General features: G+C 40.7%; 13 protein-coding genes and 1 tRNA gene. All 14 read right to left on the reverse strand.

What is annotated here, in order from left to right:
* Positions 1-431 precede the first annotated feature (431 nt).
* Positions 432-2,105: a RagB/SusD family nutrient uptake outer membrane protein gene (locus M1D52_RS16215; protein ID WP_437392980.1), complete on the reverse strand. Its 1,674-nt coding sequence runs from the start codon at positions 2,103-2,105 to the stop codon at positions 432-434.
* 18 nt (positions 2,106-2,123) lie between these two features.
* A complete protein-coding gene (locus M1D52_RS16220) occupies positions 2,124-5,474 on the reverse strand; it encodes a SusC/RagA family TonB-linked outer membrane protein (protein ID WP_437392981.1) in 3,351 nt (1,116 codons plus the stop codon).
* 162 nt (positions 5,475-5,636) lie between these two features.
* Positions 5,637-6,737: a FecR family protein gene (locus tag M1D52_RS16225; protein WP_437392983.1), complete on the reverse strand. Its 1,101-nt coding sequence runs from the start codon at positions 6,735-6,737 to the stop codon at positions 5,637-5,639.
* Positions 6,738-7,232: 495 nt separating this feature from the next.
* On the reverse strand, positions 7,233-7,829 hold the full coding sequence (locus M1D52_RS16230) for an RNA polymerase sigma factor (protein ID WP_013666211.1): 597 nt from the start codon (positions 7,827-7,829) through the stop codon (positions 7,233-7,235).
* A gap of 235 nt (positions 7,830-8,064) precedes the next feature.
* Positions 8,065-8,967, reverse strand: a complete 903-nt coding sequence (locus M1D52_RS16235) for a sugar phosphate isomerase/epimerase family protein (RefSeq protein WP_013666210.1) — start codon at positions 8,965-8,967, stop codon at positions 8,065-8,067.
* A gap of 200 nt (positions 8,968-9,167) precedes the next feature.
* A tRNA-Thr gene (locus tag M1D52_RS16240) sits at positions 9,168-9,240 on the reverse strand.
* A 58-nt stretch (positions 9,241-9,298) separates the two neighbouring features.
* Entirely contained in the window at positions 9,299-10,027 is a 729-nt protein-coding gene (locus M1D52_RS16245; protein ID WP_437392985.1) for a (Fe-S)-binding protein, read from the reverse strand.
* Positions 10,028-10,369: 342 nt separating this feature from the next.
* A complete protein-coding gene (locus M1D52_RS16250; protein ID WP_437392987.1) occupies positions 10,370-11,677 on the reverse strand; it encodes an MFS transporter in 1,308 nt (435 codons plus the stop codon).
* 127 nt (positions 11,678-11,804) lie between these two features.
* A complete protein-coding gene (locus M1D52_RS16255) occupies positions 11,805-13,517 on the reverse strand; it encodes a RagB/SusD family nutrient uptake outer membrane protein (protein ID WP_013666207.1) in 1,713 nt (570 codons plus the stop codon).
* 59 nt (positions 13,518-13,576) lie between these two features.
* Positions 13,577-17,095: a SusC/RagA family TonB-linked outer membrane protein gene (locus M1D52_RS16260; RefSeq protein WP_437392989.1), complete on the reverse strand. Its 3,519-nt coding sequence runs from the start codon at positions 17,093-17,095 to the stop codon at positions 13,577-13,579.
* A gap of 165 nt (positions 17,096-17,260) precedes the next feature.
* The gene (locus M1D52_RS16265) at positions 17,261-18,283 is read right to left on the reverse strand and encodes a FecR family protein (RefSeq protein WP_437392991.1); all 1,023 of its coding nucleotides are present in this window, start codon (positions 18,281-18,283) and stop codon (positions 17,261-17,263) included.
* 322 nt (positions 18,284-18,605) lie between these two features.
* Positions 18,606-19,193, reverse strand: a complete 588-nt coding sequence (locus M1D52_RS16270; RefSeq protein WP_013666204.1) for an RNA polymerase sigma factor — start codon at positions 19,191-19,193, stop codon at positions 18,606-18,608.
* 149 nt (positions 19,194-19,342) lie between these two features.
* On the reverse strand, positions 19,343-21,244 hold the full coding sequence (locus M1D52_RS16275; protein ID WP_437392993.1) for a RecQ family ATP-dependent DNA helicase: 1,902 nt from the start codon (positions 21,242-21,244) through the stop codon (positions 19,343-19,345).
* 10 nt (positions 21,245-21,254) lie between these two features.
* Positions 21,255-23,363 (reverse strand): ComEC/Rec2 family competence protein, encoded by a 2,109-nt coding sequence (locus M1D52_RS16280; RefSeq protein ID WP_437392995.1) that lies wholly within the window; start codon positions 23,361-23,363, stop codon positions 21,255-21,257.
* Between the last annotated feature and the right edge of the window lie 2 nt (positions 23,364-23,365).

Consider the following 23,365-nt stretch of genomic DNA (forward strand, 5'->3'; position numbering starts at 1 on the left):
TAGTACCGAACTTTCTTGTTGCTTAATTAACCTCCTTTCTTAAAATCAATAAATAACAATGTATTTGTGTTAATTTACACGATTCAAACTCACTCAAATGGTTTTTATGGACATAGCTGTTCATTGGAAAAGTTATTTCCTTTTAACCCATATCATAAAATCCTTGTTGAACAATCAGCAAAACTTCGAAGACGACATTTTACTATTGCTTTATCCCGTAGTTAATACCAGGCATAATTGGTTATATCAGTAGAATCTGACGAAAACAAATATAGCGATTTTATCATCGCATGCAAGACAAATCGCTTTTATCCAACATACGGTTATCTTTTCCTATATGTTTATTGGTGGAAACTTAAAAACATAAAGTCTACCGCAGAAAAAAAACAGGTCGGGGCGTTTTAGCGCTGCTCCGACCTGTTTTTAAATTATTACCATCCAGGATTCTGCCCCAACTTGGGATTCCGATCGAGTTGTGGCTGCGGAATCGGCCATAAATAGTTTTTAGGATCTTCAAAGCGCCTATTCCATTGCGCTTGCAAATACCCTTCTGGACTGATACGGAAAGAACCGCGTGACAATTCAGGAAACCATGCGGCTTTTACTCCTTCAATGGGTGCAGCCAATCGTTCACCCTCTTTCCACCTTCTTACATCAAAATAGCGCTGTCCTTCCAATGCCAACTCCACACGCCGTTCGCGCCGGATTTCTGTGCGAACATCCAGGCCGTTAGCGGCCATAAAGCCTAAATCCATATGAACCATACCTACCCTGTCTCGAAGAAGATTTATAGACCTATCTAAATCTTCCTGGGTCAATTTCCCCTGCTCAAAGCGGGCTTCCGCATACGTCAACAGAACCTCAGCATATCGTATTAAATGAATGTCATTGTCGTCCCTTCCAACCAGTCCAACAGCTGAAGGTGTCACATATTTCTTATAATAATAACCTGTCGTAGTCATACAACCACGACCATCTTGATTGAATTTCGGTCGCATGAAAACACTTGGATTATCGTTCTCATTAATCGGTCTGCCGTCATAACGCCCTCCCCAGGTATCGCCTGGGACCAAAATCGTTTGCGTCATTCGAGGATCGCGATTTCGAAAAACACTTTCGTAGGTACTATCTTGGTACATAGGCGATTTATTGATTGGCAAACCGTCAGTACATAGGTAAGAATCCACCAACGAGCGTGTTGGTACAAAACGTGCCGACTGATCGGGTACTTGGATCTCCCTACTAAGGTTATGCATAATGATATCCATAAGATGTAGCCGCGCAAGGATGGTCTCTTGGTTACGGCCGTTGGCCAATTTACCGGCTTTGGTGAACAATTCCCAATAAGATGTGGCTGGATTACCATTGCTATACAAGCGATACACACCCAAATCCATTACAGCTTTCGCCGCCTCTTCAGCTACATCGTATCGCCCTTCCGCCAAGGCAATACGTGCCTTTAAAGCAAGTGCGGCTCCTTTATTTATTCTTCCTAAGCGATTACCTGTCGGAATTGTCGGTGACAGAATGGCTGCCGCGCTATCTAAATCTGCCAATATAAAATCCACGACTTCCTCACGAGGCGTACGTTCTCCATACACCTCTTCATCACCAAGCTCCAAAGGCCTCAAAACTAATGGAACATCGCCCCAGAAAGAAACGACGAAACTATAGGCAAGCGCTCTTAGTACCCTGACCTCCGCTGCCAGCAGTTCGTTCGCGCCAGGGCTTGTCTCTGCTGCAGTTCGATAATTTGCCAGAAAAGTATTAGACTCACGAATGTCTCGATACATATTACGCCATTCATCATTTACTGTCGGTTGTGTAACCGGAAACACTCCCGAACCGATATCCTTATATTGATTTGTAGAAGGCCACATGGTGTTCTCGCCCATATTCTCCATATCAACAGTATTCTTTGCTTTTACCCGTGAAAAAATAGCCGTCATTGCCATTTCGAGCTGCTCTGTATTTTTCCAGTAGCGCTCATTCGGTATTGCATCCAAAGGTTCACGGTCTAAATAATCTTTACATCCGGTTATACTGAAAAAACATACCAGTATCCCTGTATAGTATACGCACTGCCTGATCATTAAGCTCTTCATTTTTTAACTATTTTTTTGCTATCGAAAATTTACGTTCAAGCCTACAACAAACGTTTTTAGTTGTGGATAAAAATTAGCCCCTTGCGCTACCGGTGCTTCAGGATCGTACCCGTAAAAAAAATCGGTCAAAGTGAAAAGATTTTCCGCCGACACATAGAAGCGCAGTTTACTGGCTCTAAATTTTTCGGTAATCCGACTCGGTAAGGTATAGCCCAACTGGATATTTTTTAGTCGCAGATAAGCTGCATTCTCTATCCAATAAGATGACAACCGGGTGTTATGTTGTCGATTGAATACAAAACGAGGATAACTTGCATCTGGATTTTCAGGCGTCCACCGGTCTAAATGCACTCGCTGAGGCATGGCGCTATTGTTAATGAAAGGATGCCTAGCGGAACCGGTTAACCAACCATCGGCCTTGCCCACTCCTTGTAAGAAAAAACTGAAATCAAATCCTTTCCAAGCTAGATCTCCCCTAAAGCCGTACGTATATCGTGGAATATCACTGCCTAATACATGTCGATCCTTACCGACCGTAATGGCTTCATCTTCCGGGCTAGCTGGACGATAGATCAGATCTCCGGGAGCTACCAAATCTCCTGCCTGAAACGGAAATTTCGGCACATATTCTCCATCAATCAAGTCGAAATCGTCGATTTGAGCGATACGTTCTGCAATAAAGCCATATAACGCATCGATAGGATATCCCACTAAACGCACGCGGTCACTTAGGTTTTGCGCATAATCGTCTAAGCGCGTAATCTTGTTCCGAACATCCGATAAATTGAGATTAACGCCATACTTGACTTCACCTATTTGATCGTGCCAAGCAAGGTTAATTTCCCAACCCTTATTTTGTACTGCGCCGGCATTTTGGGAAGGATAGTTTGTCCCCATACCAATAACATCCGGCAATGGCGGATTTAACAGAATATCGTTCGTATTATTTATAAAGTAATCCGCAGTCACGTCGAAACGTCCCTTCAGCATGGTTAAATCCAGACCCACATTGAATTTTTCGGCCTGTTCCCAGGTGACAATACGGTTAGCAAACTCCGTTTGACGATAACCAATACGCGGTTGATTTCCGATAGGATTATTGGATCCAACTTGTGCAGGTTCCAGAATAGACATATAGGGATAATAGAGATCGGTATCCCCTCTTCTTATACGATCATTCCCTTGCGTACCATAAGAAATCCGCAGTTTGGCAGTTTGAAAGGTCGTTCGCCATTTATCAAAAAAATCCTCCTCAGAGAACACCCATCCTGCTGAAACTGATCCAAACCAATTCCAACGTACTTCCGGCGCAAAACGAGAAGATCCGTCATATCGAAAATTTCCTTCAAATAGATATTTGCTGTCATATGCATAGTTTGCCCTTCCAAAAAAAGACTGCAATGCATATTGATAACCACTGCTGTTATTCAATGGATTATCAACGCCTAGATTCAAAGACGGAATATCTACCGGGAGATTCTGTCTACTTGCTGTAAAGCTATTATTGATATTCTCTTCCTGTGAAACTCCCAGTAAACCGTTTACTTCATGTTTTTCGTTAAAAGTTTTCGTATAATTCGCCGTACCAATAAAGGTCTGATAGAGATTCGTATAATCAGTCACATTAATGGAGTTTGGATAGTTCGTTTGATAAATAAGCTCATTATCATCCGGACTATAATAGTTTATAGTCGAACTTAATACAGTTCGTTTGGAATTCGAACGAACCAATCCATATTGTCCCTTAATATCCAAACCATCAGCAATCGTTAACGTCGCGCTTAAATTGGCTGTCACTTCCTGCGAACCGAAGTCATTGTATCCTCCATCATTTGCTATCGCCACTGGGTTAGCCTGACCGCCATGATAGCCCCAGCTACCATTTGTAAAACGAACCGGTACAAGGGGTGTGATACTTGTTGCTGAAGCCAGTAGAGCGCGTCCTCCATCACCTCCGGCGTTGCTTTGTACATCGCGATCAATGTAGCCCACATTAGCATCTAGCTTCAATCGGTCAAGTAACGTCGTATTAATACGGGCGCGAACATTATGCCTATTTGCTTTAAATTGATCGCCAACCACAAGACCTCCTTCACCTAGGTAACCATAAGACAAGAAATAGCTCATATCGTTGCCTCCACCGTTAATATTGACATTATGGCTCTGTTGTGGCGCATTGTCTTTGTAAATTTCTTCTATCCAATTGGTATTGGCGAAATAATTCGGATCGGATCCATTGCGGGCAATTTCAATTTGCTCAGCTGAGTAAACGGGTGTTTGCCCTGCATTTTGCGTAGCTTCGTTATGGAGTTCCATAAATTCAGGAGAGCCTAAAAACTCCGGTAAAGCCGTTGGCGTCTGTATGCCATAGTAACTATTTAAGGAAATATTGGGTGGCGTACCTTTCTTTCCGGTTTTGGTTGTGACTAATATCACGCCGTTTGCTCCTCTAACACCATATATCGAAGACGAGGCAGCATCTTTCAATACCGAAATGCTTTCGATGTCATCCGGATTCAAAATATTAAGATCGCCTCCGGGAATCCCATCTATGACCACTAAGGGTGATGCATCTCCCCAAGTACCAATGCCTCTTACTCGAATGGACGGTGCGTTTCCCCCTGGAACTGTGTTTGTATTCCTAACGGTAACTCCGGGTAGGATGCCCTGCATACCGCGACCAACATTAGTAATTGGCCTACTTTCTAAGTCTTTAGCAGTCATAGCAGTTACCGCTCCCGTTAGATTGATTTTCTTCTGGGTGCCATACCCCACAACAACAACCTCTTCGAGCGATGCTACATCTTCTTCTAAGAAGACATTGAAATTTGCATCATTTCCCGTAATCCTCCGTTCTACTGCTTGGTACCCCATAGAAGTAAACACCAAAATATCGCCCTGGTTAACGGACAACGAGAAATTTCCATTTTCGTCCGTCGTCGTTCCTCCTTGGCGATGTTTATTACGGACGTAAACCCCAATCAGCGGATTTGCAGGTTCGTTCGTATCAAATACACGCCCATTCACAGTAAGTACGGAATCTTGTGTAGCACCAGTCCGGAGCGGTACGATGGCTCGAGCCTGAATTCTGATCTGATTACCTGAGACCATATAACTTAGGCCGGCGTCTTTCAACACCTGATCCAGTGTTTGTAGTAAATCTTTGTTCTTTGCATCAATATTGATTTTTTTACCAGCGACAAGCTTATCGCTGTAAAAAACAGCGTATTTAGTCTGTGTTTGAATTTCTTTAAAAAAATCGCTTAATGCACCGTTTTTGATTCGAACACTGATTTTACCTTGGGAGTAAGAATTAGCGTGCACTACCATGACGTTAATGCAAACTAAAAATGCAGCCAATTTTAACATTCGAAAAATTTTAATGACAGTATTAACCTGCTTGGGTGGTGATTGGCAGGTGTAAAAAAAATTCATACTTTAGTAGATCGATTAATTAATTATTCCAGTTAATTTTTTGTAAACGGGGGGGTGTTGCAGCACCTTCCCTATTTGAATTTTTGGTTGATTATTCTACTTCGTCTGGATGTATACCCTCCTTCCTATTTGATTGACAGTATATTTTGAAACATCAAATACATTTTGCAACACTTCAGGCAATGTTTGAGTCAGATCCAGGCTCCCTGAAAAGGTTTCATCCTCGATGGCTGGCTTGGGCAGCTCAATTTCCGCATTATAGAAACGCTCTAATTTTTTTAGCATCTCCTCTAAGTTCATGCTATTCAAAAGCAATCTCCTATTAGTCCATGAAATCGAGCTTTCAGAGGCCGGTTGAATCAACAGCTTTTGTCGGCTTTTTCCGAAGCGAGCTTCTGTCCCCGGTTTTAGCATCCGGCGTTCAAAAGACTGATTTCCATTTGGTAACAACGCGATATTCCCCGTCAATAAAAGCACCGACACATAATCATCATCGGCATAAGCACTAAGATTGAAACTCGTACCAAGTACCTGTATTTTCATCACCTCTGATAAGACAAAGAAAGGTCTGTTGGCATCTTTAGCAATCTCAAAATAACCCTCACCTTCCAGATAAACGGCTCGGTCTTTTTCGTTAAATTTTTCAGGAAACGTCAATATGGAGCCGGCATTCAGCCAAACTTTTGTTCCGTCTTCCAAAACGATTTCACTCCGTTTTCCGTAAGGTACGCCAATTGAATTATAACCCACCTGCTCGTTTTGTGAAACATGCTCTTGTTTTACAAATTGTTTGTAAACAACCAATGTATCATGGAGCACCCGTGTTTTTTTATCAGCGTTGATAAATTGCACATCATCTGATTTCGAAAGGTATCCTTTATTAATAATCGCAACCTTTTGAATATCAACCTCTTGTGTATTGACATGATATAAGTAAAGAGCAGCACCGATCAGAAAAAGCACGATAGCGGCCACCAAACCCTTTCGTAGATAGGGAGTTGTATTTTTCCGAGGCTCGATCGTATGGTGAATTTCATGCCAAAGCGCTGCATTTTCCTCTTCCGAAAAAGATGCATTCTTGACGTTTTTTACTGTATCGACAATCGCGTTGGCCAAAGATGCCTGCTTATCATCGCTAGGCATGTTCACGTCTGGTTTATCCTCATTCAAAATATCTTCGGCCTTTTTCTTTCCCATTTAAGATTGTCTTTTATAGGTAAGAGTAAAGCAGTTAATTTTTATAGACTAAATTTTTAATTTTTTTTCAAAAAAACGATTTAATATTTGACAAATAATGAGACGCATACTATCATAAAAATTTCAAGTTTAGCTTGTAAATCGTTATCTTGTTTGCGTCCTTTCATCGAACTTTAAAGTCAAGAATTTCTTTTGAATTAAACAACCACCAGCCTATTTTAACAAGACATGCCAGGTACTTTCTTCGGGGTGAGTCCAGGGTGAGTCCACATTGGGTCCAGGGTGAGTCCAGGTTTTTAAGGTAAAAACCTGGACTCACCCTGGATAGCACATAGATAGTATTTGTAGTAAACTCGAAGCAACTACCTGAAAAGTACAATTATGGTGTTGGGATAGATTACAGAGGGGAGAAGAGATCTCAGAAGCGATTAAAAACACTTAGACAAATGTAAACAAATTTATTGCTGGATCAATATAACTAAAATCAAGAAGCAGCTAATAACGAACATTAGATAACAGAAGGCAAAATACCTGCACTAGTGGTATGTCTTCTACATGCTCTCGCAATTGCTTGATTGCACGATATATTAACGTGCGACAGCTCGCGATAGAAATATCAAGCATACTTGCTATTTCCTCATATGACAGCTCTTCATTAAATTTCAGGTAGATGACTTCCCTTTGACGTGCCGGCAGTCGTTTGATCAGCTGCTGAAGCTTAACAACAAGCTGCCTATCTTCTTCCTTTTTGATCCACACCGTTTCGGGGCTCCATTCCAGATCAAAGGAATAGTCGATCCGTTCCACGAGCGCTTGACTTCTATTATCCTTTCTTAATCGAGCTAAAACATTATTCCGCAAAGAAGTGAAAAGATAAGAAAGCGGATTAACGTCTGGATTTAGCTTGCTTCGATAATGAAAAAGATTAACAAATAGATCATGTAGGCAGTCTTTGATAACATCGCGGTCAGCATGATATTTCATGCCGAATGCAAAAAGCCGATCGGCATAAAGCTTGTAAATATTTTCAAAAGCCCGGTCGTTGCCTTTGATAAATGCTTTCCAAAATGCACGCTCGTTTAGATTATCCATCTCTAGATCGAAATTCGACTATTCATCAAACAGGTTGAAAAAAATATTCGGCCAAAATAGCAAACAAAAAATCCTCAGATATTACGTTAAGGTTATGTTTTTATTAACTGGTTATCTATCGGTCTTCATAAAACGCTCAATCTCATTTTGAGCCCTTATAGCGCGCCGTTTAAAGCTAAAGATACTTTCTGATTTGACAACAGAAAGTATCTTTGTAATTTATGCAATCTTTCAACTAACTTAGAGCAGCTCCCACTTTTTCCAATAGAAGCTTGGTTTTCTTTATCCCTTCGTCTTCACTCAATTTACTTCCTTCGTACTCTATGCCTACATGCCCTTTATATCCGGCATCTTTCACAATTTTCATCATACGCAGGTAGTCAATCTGCGTTTCATTACCTTCGTTATCGAAATCATGAGTTTTAGCGCTTACGCCTTTGGCAAATGGCATTAAGTCTGTAACGCCCTGATAACGATCATATTCGTAAAAATTACCAAAGTCCGGAAGACTTCCGCAGTTCTTTTTACCCACTTGTTTCAAAACAGCGCTCAGCCATTGTCCATCTGAAGACATACCACCATGATTCTCTACGATCACATTAATTTTATGTTTAGCCGCAAACTCGCTTAGCCTTCCTAAACCATCAATGGCAGCGCCTTTCACCTCTTCTGCAGAGCCTTTCCCGGCAGCATTTACTCGTATTGCATGGCAGCCTAAAAACTTAGCCGCTTCCACCCATTTATAATGATTCTCTACGGCCGTCTTACGTTCCGCATCGTCAGGCGCCCCCAGGCTTCCTTCTCCATCAACCATGATCAATACATTCTTCACGCCATTATCTTTCGATCGTTTTAACATGTCTTTAAGGTAGGCTTGGTCTTTCGCTTTGTCTTTAAAGAACTGATTTACATATTCTACAGCAAAAATGCCATATTTCTTTGCCGCAGTTTCCGCAAAATCTAAATTATCCATTTGTTTACCAAATAACGTCTTATGCAACGACCATTGTGCCAAGGATATATCAAAAAAATACTTCCCGTTGGTAGATGCGAAAAGGTCTAGTGGTAAATTAGATAAAGCGGTAAGGCCTAAAGCTCCTGCCCCCATTTGCTTTAAGAATTCTCTTCTGTTACTCATGATTTTTTGGTTTGTATAGGCAGGCAATTTAGAAAAAAAAGAGGAAAGATTTCTATTGCCGAAGAATATTTAATGCCAATTACGAACCTTAGGCTTACGTTTACAATCTTTTATTCAGAAATAATGTACGTTAATTTTTACAGATTACTTGCCCCATAAAAAGCACAAAAAACTGATAGGGAGACTTTTCTATTAAAGAGAGCCGACGACGGGGATCGAACCTGCGACCTACGCATTACGAATGCGTTGCTCTACCAGCTGAGCTACGTCGGCTTTTGTAAGACAAAAATAATATGGAACGCCTAATTGTCAAATCATTTTTACAAACTATTTATACGTTTCCCCATCCATTAGCCAACACATCCGCTAAGTGCATCGTTTTTATGGGAAGATTTTGCTTATCAATATAGGCCTGAATATGCAATAAGCATGAAGCGTCTGTTGAGATGATATACTCAACATCCATAGCAAGCGCATTATTTACTTTTTGTTCAGCCATGGCAGAAGATATTCCACTAAATTTAACCGCGAAGGTTCCGCCAAAACCACAACAAGTATCTTGGTCGCGCATCTCAACAAGCTCCAACCCATCTACTTTTGCCAATAGCTGACGCGGTTCTTCTTTTATTCTACACTCCCTCAAGGCTGAGCATGAGTCGTGATAGACCGCTCGCCCTTCCAATTCTGCTCCAAAATAGTCCTTTTTTACTATATTTATTAGGAAGTCTGATAGTTCGTGTATACTTGATTGAATGCTACGGCACTTATTATGCACCATTGAATTGGTAAAAAGATCATTATAAGCATTTTTCACCATACCTGTGCAAGACGCCGAAGGGGATATTATATATTTAGCTTCCCCGAAATCGTCGAGAAATTTATTGCCAATAACCTTAGCCTCATCCCAAAACCCCGCATTGTAGGCCGGCTGCCCGCAACAAGTCTGTTCAGGGTTGTATTGTACTTTACACCCTGCCTTCTCCAACACTTTAATTGTATTAAAAGCGGTTGTTGGATATAGTTGATCAATAAAACAGGGTATAAATAAGCTTACTTCCATAGGTATTCCATTTGTTTCAAAGGTAATAATTGTTTTTGATAGGTTCTATTCCGGTTGTCAAAGCTGGTGTCCTCCAAGGCCATTTTCTCCAGCCCTTATTGGCTGCTCGCAAAAGCTCTCCGTTCTACTAAAATGCCGCCTCCAAAATTTACAACTAGCACTGGGAGGCACTAACACTCCTGTAAATTTTGCCTGCCTGCGGTAGGCAGGCAGCGGCGATTTTATTCACTAATTCATTATTTTCAAAGGTGTTCATGGACTCCCTACGGTCGGCTCTTTGCTTCTTTCTTTCGCGGAGAAAGAAAGAAGTTAAAATAAACGTTCCTTTAATCTTAATACACCCTAATTCAACGAAACATTCTCTTTATTATTCTGACGGAGAAGTCGAATCAAAAAGAACATACCTATGCCGAAGAACAATGCTAACGATAATGCAGAATATCGAATGTTTTTTGTTTGTTCTTCGATAAAAGCAAAAAAGAAAAGCCCAATGACAATGGCGAGTTTTTCCGTTACATCATAAAAACTAAAAAAAGCCGTTGTATCCTCTTCTTCACGGGGTATTAATTTGGAATAGGTGGACCTAGACAACGACTGGATTCCTCCCATTATAAGTCCTACTAATGCTGCTAAGATGTAAAATTGCATCTCTGTTTGTATCAAATAAGCGCTAAAACAGACAACGATCCACAACAACACGGCTATAATCAAGACCCGTACATTACCCATTCTTTTGGCCAAAGTAGACATAAAAAAAGCGCCTACGATAGCTACTAGTTGAATAATCAGGATTGTGACAATTAATTTCGATGCTCCCAAATGCAAAACTTTCTCGCCAAAAGCAGCCGCTACCAACATGGTTGTTTGCACGCCCATTGCGTAAAAAAAGAAAGCGCCTAGAAACTTTTTAAGATTTTGCAATCCCTTAATTTTGATCCACACCGCGTTCAGCTCCCTAAAACCGCTCCTTAAAATATGTGTATTTATTTTGTTTGGCTTCGCTTTTCCTGATGGTAGCTTCTTGAACGGTATTTGAGAAAAACCCATCCACCAGAGCCCAACCAATAAAAATGAAAGACGTGGGGCAAAAGTAGCATCCTGAATACCGAACCATTCCGGTTTAAGAACAAATACGAAACAAATGATCTGTAATAAAACACTCCCTATATAACCATAAGCAAATCCCTGGGCACTTACCCGATCCTGTTCGTCAATGCCTGCTATTTCCGGCAGGTAGGAGTTATTGAAAAGCACACCCCCGATATAACCCATCGCAGCAAGCGTACTACAGATAATTCCCCACTCTAAAGTATCTAGTTTAAAGAAGAACAGCCCAATACAGGAAAAGCCTCCCAAATAAGTAAAGACTTTCATGAATGACTTTTTGTTTCCTCTATTGTCGGCAATCGCAGAAAGAACGGGCAGTACGATGGCCATGATCAAATAAGCACAGGCAAGCGAGTAATTGGCTAATGCGGTATTAATAAATTGAAAGCCAAAAAAATTAACTTGATCACCCTTATCCTGCGTAGTAGTAATCGCCGTGTAATAGGCTGGAAAAATAGTAGAAGTGATTACCAAATTATAAGCGGAGTTCGACCAATCGAACATGGCCCAGGCCCTAATGGTTGATTTATCGTTTAGTTTCATTCAAGTCGTTTCCTTTACCACAAACCTAATATTTCTTTTCCAAATTAAAGGCAAGCACTAGTCCCATTTAAACAAGAAGAGCCGTTTCATAGATAGAAACGGCCCTCTTGTTCAAGCGAAGTATGAATTAGTAACCTTCATTTTGCTTTAAAGTTCCGCTACTTTGATCGATCTGATCTTGCGGTATTGGGAAATATTCGTTCCGTGAACTAAAGGTAAGATTACGGTAAGATTGTAAAAATCCACCTTCAAATCCCGAATAGCTTTCAAGCACATCCTTGGCAACGCCCCATCGAACTAAGTCAAAGAACCGATGTCCCTCCATAGCTAATTCCAATCGACGTTCAAACCGCACCGCGTTGCGAGCGTATTCTACACTTGGAAAGGAAGGATAAGGTTTTACATCGTATTGAGCAGCTGGTGTATCTCCTATCGAAATCGGCGCTATGGTAGCCGCCCTTGCTCTAACTGAATTTACTAAGCGAAGTGCTTCACTTAAATTTCCCAATTCAATTTGACATTCGGCCGCCATTAAAACAACGTCAGCCAGTCGAATTAGGTTCACGTTCAGATCATTAATGTAGGCTGCACCGGAAACCGTATGTGAAGGGAACTGCGCGACCGGAACCTGATTCTTCTTGCCCACAAAGGGACCTGCATAACTAGCCAAACGAATCCAAGCATCACCAGGCATGGTACCATAATCCAAATAAGGAACTCCTCGCCTACCAACCGTATAATCCAGACGAGGGTCAAAACGTAAATTAACGTCTAATTGGTAATTATCCTTTGCGGCCCCGCTCAAACCAAAGTCCGACTTGTAGGGATTGCTGCGATAAGATCCGTCTAAATACGGCAAGCCTTGTTCATTCACTTTAAAGGCATTAACCAAGTCGAAGGTTGGCTGGAAGAATCCGCAGCAACCTACCGGTGAAGTGCCATACAGGCCACTCAGCATATCACCTACATTGGCGTTATCTCCGGTTCCGTCTGGACTAATAGCATGTTGGACAGCAAAAATAGATTCTGGACCATTTTCTGTTGTTACATCAAAATTATTCTCATAAGGCATGGACGTAATATCTTTTCCTGCCATTACATTTGTAAAGTGCTGCAGAGCTTCTGCATATTGTTTTTGGTACAACAATACTTTCCCCAAATAGGCTTCAGCCGCCATTTTATCTACCCGACCAACCTGTCCGTTTATTTTTTCCACGGGTAGGTTTTCCACCGCAAACTCAAGATCAGCAACAATCATTGGGTATACATCGGTATCATTTGGTTTAGTCTTCGCCTCATCCGGCGGCGTATTTTCATCCACATACGGGATGTTTTTAAATACTCTTACTAGGAAAAAATAATAATGAGCCCTTAACATACGTGCTTCGCCTTGAATTTGAGCAGCACGATCGGCGCTAATTGTCTTATTTCCAGCTTGATCAGCCGCTAGCACCCGCAATGTATTGTTACATCTAGCAATTCCCTCATAATAACGGGTCCACATAACAGAAAGGTTATCGTTGGTACTTGTAGGCTGATATACCTCAATAAGATTCATGTTAGGCTGGTCAGTACCATCACTTCCCTTATGCGCGTTATCAGAGGCTACCTCCCCAAATAACCATTGGCTTGGTGCAGAAGCATAATTTCCCCAAGTCCCATCCTGATTACCATTCAAAAGTGCGTAGGCCCCAACTAGTAAGCCTTCCACCCCTTCACTACTTATCACCTGCGGGTCTGACAGCTGCCCCTGGGGAACCTTCTCCAAAAACGACTTACTACAAGAGCCTAGTGCTAAGAGAGAAATACTTATCAATATTGCAATTTTATTCTTTTTCATCGGATACGTTTTTTGTTATTAATCTGATAACTTATAGGCCTCATCAGAAACATTAATTATTAGAAGCCAATATTTAACCCTATCATATATTGACGTGGTACCGGATAAACACCAAAGTCAACTCCCAAAGCTTGAAAGGTGCTATTGGTTTGTGAGACTTCCGGATCAAGGCCAGTATAATTTGTGATGGTAAATAAATTCGTTGCACCGAGATAAACGCGGAATCTACTGATTTCAGTATTGGCTCCAAAAAGCGTCTTCACAGGAAAGTTATAGCCTATCTGAAAATTCTTCATTCGGAAAAAACTTCCATCCTGTACATAATAACTAGAGGAAGCATATTCAAAATCTGAAGCCCCTTGATAAGGCGAAGGTGTCATGCTGCCGGTATTTGTTGGACTCCAAGCGTTTAACAAACGAGTACTGGTTTGCCCAGCGAAAGTCCCGAAATCCGTAAAATAACGCGTCGCTTCATATAAGTCATTTCCTTGTGAACCATTAAAGAACATTTGAACATCAAAATTTTTGTAGGCAGCATTAATACCTAGTGAATAAACAAAATCAGGATGTGGGTTACCAATGACATCACGGTCTTCTGGACCGATGGTTCCGTTTCCACTAATATCTGCATACTTTGGTCCCCCCACACGTGCACCAGAATAAGTCGGGCTATTCGCAAGATCCTCTTCGTCTTGATAAATACCGATCATATTGTAACCATAAAAGGAACCAAAAGGCGCGCCGTCTTTCAAAATAGTGGTTTGCAAGCTTCTAAAATTCCCATATACCTGCTGCGTTACGGATGGCGCTAAAGAAACCACCTCGTTTACGTTTCGCGATATATTTGCTGTAACATCCAACGTAAATGGTTTTTGTTGACTTCTGCCATAATGATATCCTAGCGACAATTCTACTCCTTTGTTTTGCATATCACCCACATTCACATAAGGAGAAGTTCCTAAACCGATCGCAATAGCAGGCAAAGGCAATTGATAAAGCATGTCGCTCGTTTTACGGTTATACCAATCAAACGACCCGTCAAAATCACCATTCAATAAAGTAAAATCAAGTCCTAAATTGAGCGATTTCACCTCTTCCCATTTGATACCTTGATTACTGTAAGCATTTTGGTAAATACCCGTTACAAATGAGCTTCCTCCCATCGGATAAGAAGATTGCGCAATAGTGGAAGAAAAGCGATTGAGGTATTGAAAGGTTGGAATCCGCTGGTTACCTGTAACTCCATACCCTGCACGGATTTTCAAATCAGACAACCAAGTAGCATCTTTCAAAAATTCCTCTTCAGATAGCCGCCAAGCTGCACTAGCTGCAGGAAATACCCCATAAAGATTATCTGGACCGAAGTTAGACGAACCATCACGACGTACAGTTAAACTTAATAAATAACGGTCTTTAAAAGCATAGTCGGCCTTACCAAATAAAGAGAATAGGGAACCTACGTTACCTAAACTGTTATTGCTAATATTAGAGCTTCCTTGACTTAGATAAAGATAATCCAGGCTATTTAAGATAAAGAAGTTATTCCTACCTCCAGTTAATTGTCGACTGCGGCTTTTAAAAGCCTCTGTACCCAACAATACATTCAAACTGTGGTTATCACCAAGTTTCGGTTTATAATTCAAAGTGTTTGTCCAAGTCCACTCGGTATTATATCCTTGGTTTTCTGTCAAGGCGTTGTTAAAACTTCCTTCCTGAAATTCCGGATTAGGATAGACAATGTCAATATTGCCCCAGTTTTCATAGCGAATACCAAAACTGGTGCGCAACATCAAACCCTCAATAATGTCGTATTCAGCAAATGCATTACCAAAAAATGTATTACTTTTCGATTTGTCATCCTTAGCTCGATAAGATATGGCCACAGGATTCTCTCCATTTCCCAAAGCACCACCTCGAGACCCGGCAAAATTCCCCATAATATCATATACAGGAATAATATTTTGTATCCTGTAGGCAAATCCGAGCACGCTTCCTTCTCCCTGATAATCACCAGAGACATTAACATTAGATCCTATGCCATAATTCTCTGTATAAGAATATTGCGCGTTTTCTCCGATGCGTAATTTTTTATTAAATGCACTAAATTGGGTGTTGGATCTAAAATTAAAACGTTGGAAACCGGTATTAATCACCACGCCTTCTTGTTTAAAATACCCGCCGGACATTGCGTAGGTTGCATCATCCGACCCACCGCTAGCACTAAGTTGATAACTTTGCATAGGAGCAGACTGCGTCAGTTCTTTGAACCAATTGGTTCCCACCTTATTTGCTTGAGTAATCTGGTAAAAGGTGGAGTTATCACGCGAATAATTATATAGAGCAGGATCCACATCTGCAGCAGTAATTTGGGCGCCAACTTTTCCTCCAGCTAATAAATAATCCGGTAATACTGGGTTATCTCCAGAACCATACATCCTACCCCAGGCACTGACTGGATCTAGGCCTGCATTACGATAACCTTGATAAAGATTTTCTGCCCACTGTTGTGGATTTAACATATCTGGAAAAGCGCTACTTCTAGCTTGTTGAACACCGTAATATGCATCTAAACCTATTGTCGCTTTTCCTTTAGTACCCTTTCTTGTAGTGACAATAACAACTCCATTATTTGCACGTGCCCCATATATGGAAGCCGCCGAAGCGTCTTTCAATACCTGCATACTTTCGATATCATTCGAGTTCAACCAACCTAATTTTCCTTCATAAGGAACCCCATCAATTACATATAAAGGGTCGTTATTATTGATTGTACTATAACCGCGGATGCGTATCTGAGGTGTTGCTCCCGGCGCTCCATCAGAAACGATTTGCACGCCAGTGGCTTTACCTTGTAAGGCTTCAACTGGGCTCGCAGCAGGCTGGCTTTTCAATTGTCCAATATCAACCACCGCAACGGCACCTGTCAAGTCTTTCTTACGTTGTGCGGAATAACCGGTAACCACCACTTCGTCCAAATCGCTCGTAGTTGATTGCAAACTGATGTTATAAGTTGTCTTCCCACTGCTAACACGAACTTCTTGACTCGTATAACCTACATAGGAGACAACTAATATGTCGTTTGCCTTCACGGTTAAGCTATACTGCCCTTGATTGTCTGTTAAAATACCATTGGTTGACCCTTTTACTAAGACACTGACTCCCGGCAAAGGCGCATTATCCGTTGCATCGGTTACTTTACCTACAATTTTCAGTTCTTGTCGATTCTGAATGAGTAAGATCTTTTCATTTTCCACCTTATAATTAATATCCATCGGGGCCAACACCTCCTCCAACACATCCGCTAAGTTACTTTGTAAGCTTCCCACCTCCACTATTCGATGGCTTTTTAATATAGAAGGACTGTACACGAACTTTACTTGAGATTGGGTTTCCAAATTCTCTAAAAAGTTCTTCAAGGTCATCCTCTTCTTCGTTATGCTAATCGTTTTTTTCAAAGCTCCCTGTGCTTCGGCTGTATGGGCGTAGGCACTTAAGGTTCCCACCGAAATAAGAAGCGCTTGAATAAAGGATATTCTCATCGCCGTTTTTGTTAAAGCAATAATTCGTTCTTTTTTCATAAATTCGAAAAATTTTGGTTTGTGAAGGGCCGGTTTTAAGCACCGACCCTGAATCATGATTTAATCTCCGACCGGCAATACCCCCATATTGCCGGTCTTTGTTTGGTTTAGTCTACGTTGTGTTCATAAGCGATTCATGTTTGGTTTTCGTTTTATTGATTGGATTTATTGGATTTCAATTGTTTTACCGATTATATGGTAATTGGTTTCTGTAACATTGCAAACGAGATTTAGCTGATCAAACAACTCCATACCACTCAAATCTCCTCGAAATGTAATCTTCCTGACAGCTGGTCTTACACGGATATCGATATGATAAACATCACGTAATTTATTGGCTAAGTCTGCTAAACTGATTTCTTTAAATACGACCTCATCAAGTAGCGTTCTTTTCGTCTCAACAGGAATGGGCCTTTCTACCAACGTTTCACTAAAGCTTCCTTTTTGCTCGTCCAATATCGCTCGTTGATTCATCGTTAAATTCAAGGTCTTCGGTGTCTCTATTATTCGTCGTACCAAATTATTTTTAGCACTTCGTATTACTTGTACCTTACCGGTGTACACAATTACTTCGTCTTTACCCGCTCCCTTGCCCGACTGGATTTTAAAGCAAGTACCTAATACCCTGGTAATCATCTCCTCATGAAATACCTGAAAAGGATTAGCGGGATCTCCCTTCACATTAAATAGTGCATCACCGACTAATGAAACTTCTCGTTTATTAAAACGCGTAGCATAAGTTAACTGGGCGCCTTTAAAAAGCTTAATCCGCGTTGAATCCGGCAAGGAAACTTCCAACGGTTCATCATTCGGATTTACAATTTTCGTAATGAAGCTTTCCTTTTTACTCACAAAATCGGGTTCAACAGGATTGCATTTTAATCGATTGTAAACCCAAGCGGAACCTATAATTAATAGCACCACGGCTGCGGCTATTGATATATAAAATCTACCGAATGGCCTAATCACCGTCGATTGACCTTTTTTTTTGCCCTCACTTGGTTGCGTTTCCTTGTTAATCTTGTCCCATAGCCGATCTTCCAGTTCTGCAAATTCGACTTCGCTTAAATTTAAATCGACATCGCTATCTAACAAATCATACCAACGACGAACGGTTTCCTGCTCCTCCTGTGTGCAGTTACCTTTTAAATAGCGCTCCAATAAACTTTGAAAGGCTTTACGGCTCATAATGATGCTGGTTAGTATAGGCCTTATAAAGGCTTTACATATCTATAGTAATACAACTAAGCCATACCCCTAAATTTTTTTAATTTTTTTTTTGATTTGGTTGAGACGTGGTGTGGTTGAGTTGTTGAAACGTTGACTGGTTGAGTCGTTAAGTGGTGAATTGTAGAGCAACTATTTCCCTACTCAACTATTTGACTACTTAACGAATTAGCCAATGTGATAATTAGCCAATATAATGATGTGGTAATGGAATTTGTGTAAGCTTATTGCCTAAAGCCAGGGATATGCAATAAAAGCTGATAGCCGATTTCCGGAAGTCGTTCTAGCAGCAAAATAAAGCAGAAACAATAAAAGTTATAATAATCATATAATCCTTCAGGGCTAGTCGCATGGCTTTTAACGATTGGGTAATATGGTATTCTACTGCCTTTTCGGAAATTTTTAATTTCTGTGCGATCTCCTTCACCGAGTTATATTCCAGGCGACTTAGCACAAACACTTCCCGGGTTTTACGAGGCAGCATATTAATTCCTTTTTCTATCGAGATAGAAAGCTCCCGAACCGCTAACTGCTCTTCCAAGCTATTCGCACCGATCTCACTATGCGTCTTTTTGTATTCCGCATATTGATCAAATTGCAAAACGTTTTTTAGATAATTAATGAAGCTGAATCGAACAGCCGACATCAAGTAAGCAGATAAATTGTTTATTTCAACTATTTGCCTGCGCTCCCACAGGGATATGAAAATATTTTGGGTTAATTCCTCTGCTAACTCTTTACTGCTTGATTTTTTGAATAATTGTAAAAAACACACTTTCCAATATCTCTTATAAATCTCTTTGAATGCTCGGTGGTCATTTTCCTTTATTTTCGTTAGTAATTCAGCATCCGTAGAGTCGCAGTATTCCATATCGTTTATAAAGTGGTTAGCACAAATATATAAACAACATTCAATTAAGCAAACAAACTCGGTCAATTGTATGCTAATGTGATTATTTCACACTTATTTTGTAACAGTGTGTTTCTGTGTAAAGGGGACTGTACTCTTTATTTATTCCATTAGAGATAATACTTACCGCTATTAAATTTTATTTTTCCGCCATCAACTAAATTACGGATACAGGTGATCCGATCACTTTCATCTCCCGTTTTCAATCCATCAACCAAAGCATCTAAGGTCAAATGATTAGTTGATAGCAGGTCTATGATCTCGGCAACGATTAGGTCTTCTATTTCTTCTTCCTTTGCTTTCTTCTGCCTCTTCAGGCAATAATCGCATATCCCACAAAGCTCCATGTTTTTCTCTCCGAAATAAGCTAGCAGTTGTTGTGATCGGCAAGCATCAAGCTGTAAAAAGTTGAGTACAGACTGCAATTGCTCCTCGCCTATTTTCTTTCGTTCATCAATGTGCTTTTTGTCAATATGTAAATGCTGTGAATCGCTTCTTGGTTGCAAGAACTGGATCTGTGGTTTATCTGTCTGCGATAAATAACTGATAATCTGATACTGTTCCAGCTGCTTTAAATGGTTAAGCGTCTCATGGAGTGAGAGTCCCGCTTTACGGGCTAAGTCCGCCTCACGGAATGAAACATAATAATCAAAGGCCCCGCCATAAGCACGCAACATGACTTTGATAAATCCATCCAGGTTGGCATGGGCTACTTGAAAACTGTATAGATCTTGCGATCCCACTTCGAAGCGAAACCGGGAAGGTAAGTATACATTTTCTGTTACTGCGAGCCATTCATCGCGTTCCAAAAACTTCAGCGCACTAATTACTTTTAAAGGTTCTAACTGGTACCTTTTGCAAAAAGTGCCTATATCAAAATCAAAGCACAGGTATTGTCCCGCACCATACGCCAATTGAAAATAATTTCCCAAGTGATAATAAATTTGGGTGATTTCCTTGGTTGTGGGAAAGCTTAACTCAAAATTTCTTATTAGTCGCTCCTTGTCTTCTTCATTATACAACAACACCGCGTAGGCTTTCTTTCCATCCCGTCCGGCTCGCCCAGCCTCCTGAAAATAAGCTTCCAATGTATCCGGAATATCCATATGGATTACGAAACGAACATCAGGTTTGTCAATACCCATACCAAAAGCATTGGTTGCTACAATTACCTGTGTCTGGTTTTGTTTCCATGCCTCTTGCTTTTTCGATCGTTCCGGGGTCGACAACCCGGCGTGATAAAAATTGGCTTTTATGTTTTCCATCAACAGGAAACGGGTAATTTCCTGCGTTTCCCTTCTGTTTCGGACATAAACGATACCACTTCCTTTTATTTTTTTTATGATTTTGACTAAGCGGCCGGTCTTATGGTTTTCAGCAATCACCATATAGGCCAAATTTTCCCGTGAGAAACTTTTGACGAATACGGCTTGGTCGGTCGTTTTTCTAAATTTAAGTTTCTCCTGGATGTCATTTACTACTTTAGGTGTGGCAGTAGCCGTTAATGCTAAAAACGGCACCTGTGGATGTAGCTCACGTAGTTCAGATAAATGAAGATAAGGGGGTCTAAAATCATATCCCCATTGTGAAATACAATGAGCCTCATCAATGGCGAATAAATTGACAGGCATATACCGTAGCCGTTCTTTCACGAGCTCGTTCATTAGGCGTTCAGGCGACAGGTATAAAAATTTTATATCTCCATACACGCAGTTGTCCAATGCAATATCTACTTCACGTTTGGTCATACCCGCAAATATTGCTACCGCTTTTATGTTTCTTGCTTTTAAATTCTCGACTTGATCTTTCATTAAGGCTATCAAAGGAGTTACAACAATGCAAATCCCTTTCATTGCCAGTGCAGGAACTTGAAAGCAGAGCGACTTACCTCCGCCTGTAGGCATCAACGCTAAGGCATCATGGCCAGCCAAAACATGGTTTATAACCTCTTCCTGAAGAGGTCTAAAACGCGAATAACCCCAATACCGTTCTAGAATTTCGTGTATAGACATAGCGTTTAAGCTATTTAGCGCTCCAAACATAAGCAAAATTATCCTTTAGACAGTAGAATTCGATATTCAATCGCTCTGCATCTGCCCGCCACCTATCAATGGTATGCCGACTATTAGACCCATCTAGTATAAGAAGCGTGCTTTTTTTCAAGGTGTCCAACAAGCTGTCTAACGGTCTTTTCGGATTGTTTCGTACCAACAACCAGTCAGGTGCGGTAGCGATTGGATGGTTCTTTCGACCGTCTAAAATCAGCAACTGTTTCTCCATAAATTGAAGATGATTGTTCGTGATGGAAATATCGTTAAGATGGAACTTCACTGGTTCTTTGATAAAGGATAAATATTGAATCGATGAATAAGCTTCAAGTGCCGGTATTACGGAATATTGGATAAACGCTTGTTGTATCGAATCGGCATTACTGTAAAGAATTGGTTTTGCACCATTTATAAGCCCTATAGCCATTTGATCATTGACATTGAAGATGATGAGTCGGTTACTGTTATGCTTAGACCATAATTGCTGATTGACAATCAGTCCTAAAACAAGAATACTTATAATTGATACATAAAACAACTGCTTCCGGGAAAATTGAAAAGCTAGTACCAGCGTTATCATAACCAGGTAAAGCATCAGGTATTCATAGCTTGTTAACCAAATCGACTTCACGGTAGCTAAAGGCCATTGTTCTATACGAACCAATACCCGGTTAACAAAAAGAACGAATTGCTCTAATATATCAGCCATACCATAGGTGAATTTGTTTAGCGGCAGCATTAATAATAAGAAACCAGCGTAAATAATGAGGCTAACCGGCAAGGTGATAAACAAGTTTGCCGGCAAAAAATAAACAGGAAAGAGATGAAAATAATAGAGCACCAGTGGGAAATTCGCTAATTGTGCTGCGCAAGACATCGATACATATGACCAGCCTTTATTCGCTAGTTCATATTTAAACCTTACTAGCTCTGATAAAAGAGGCATCAACCAAATGATGCCAAGAACCGCCAAATAAGACAATTGGAAACCTACATCTCTAAGAAATCCCGGGTTGTACAATAATAAGAAAAAGGCAGAGGCGGCTAGGTTGTTATATCCATTACCGGCACGTCTCAGCGTATTGCCAATAATGAAGATACTGATCATAAATGCCGCTCGGAGAACAGATGGCGCAAAACCTGTTAGTAATGCGTAAGCCCATATAAAGAGTAATAATAAAAGAAGACGTATATATCGCAACCATCCGCCTTTATTCATCCATTGTAAACAAAAAGCAAACAAAGCGAAGACAATTCCAACATGCATACCGGAAACGGCCAATATGTGTATTGTGCCGGTAGCGGAGAAGACCTTTATCAGTTCCTTCTCCAAGGAAGCACGGTACCCTAAAACTAGCGTAGCGAGAAGTGCCGCAGACTCCTTACTCTTAAAATACCGATTAAACTTCTCGACCATTTTTTTTCTGGTTTCGAGCGCGTAACCGATTAACTGGTTTCCCGTTTTACGACCGGTCTTGCTCAACGCATCTGAAGTAAGAAACGTTTCGTGCCAAATTCCCCGATGAGACATATAAACTGCGTAATCAAATTCATGGGGATTATAAGGTTGCCTGAGTCGTTTAAAGTTGCTAAGAATACAAAGCTCATCACCATAATGGAGTAGTAAGTCTCTCTCCTTTGTTTTAATTTTCAGTAAAAGCTTCCCTCTTACCGGCTTATATTCATCTTTTATCTTCACATAATTGATTGTCATTTCGGTGCTTATAATTTCCCCTTTCACCTTAGGTTCACCGGATACAAAACCAAGCAAATGATCACTCTGATAATGACTGAAATGTCTATGGTCGATAACCGGATTGCTTTCCCAGTTTAGCAAAACTCCGAAGCAAATAAGTATTGAAAAAAAAATTATAAAAGCAGGTCCATATAAGTATCGAACCTTCCACTTTGTTCCAATGGCAAGACCAAAAAAACAAGCAATTAACAATAGACAAGCAATTAGTATGAACCGATACGTAAGAATTGACAGGGGTATGAGATAGGTTATTCCAATTCCGAGGATGAGGGCAAGCAAAAAAGATACGAATGGCGCCTGTGTATGGTAATTGATGAATCTAGACATCT

This window comes from Olivibacter sp. SA151, assembly GCF_054130995.1.